Annotated in this window: 1 pseudogene; it reads left to right on the forward strand. The window is 41.8% G+C overall.

From position 1 onward, the window contains the following. Window positions 1-547 (forward strand): annotated as a pseudogene (locus tag A3729_RS32600) (DNA degradation protein EddB); the annotation flags it as partial. Window positions 548-557: the final 10 nt, after the last annotated feature.

The following is a 557-nucleotide window of genomic DNA, read 5'->3' on the forward strand; positions in this document are numbered from 1 at the left end:
GAATCGACCAGTCTTAATCCAAACCTTTAAAGAAAAAGGTTCAAAGGAGAAGCTTACCGTTGCAGTCAATCATTTAAAATCAAAAGGAAGTGATTGTGACGAATTGGGTGATCCTGACATGAATGATGGCCAAGGCAACTGTAACTTAACACGTACAAGTGCCGCGACAGCATTAGTCGATTACTTGAATTCTGATCCAAGCAATAGTCGCGATAGTGATTTTCTGATCATTGGTGATTTAAATGCATATGCTAAAGAAGACCCCGTTTCTGTCATCAAAGAGGCTGGTTATGTTGATTTGTTTGAACACTTTGTAGGTGATAAAGCCTATTCTTACGTGTTTTATGGGCAGGCAGGTTCACTTGACCATGCTTTAGCGAGTGACAGCTTAAGCTCACAGGTAAGCGGAGTCACTGAGTGGCATATCAATACCGATGAGCCTCGTGTTCTTGATTACAACACTGAATATAAGAGTGATACTCAAGTAGCGGATCTGTATAGCGCTAGCCCGTACAGAGCTTCAGATAATCACAGGGTCATGATCTGAAGCTCTGTAC

This window comes from Oleiphilus sp. HI0043 (assembly GCF_001634935.1).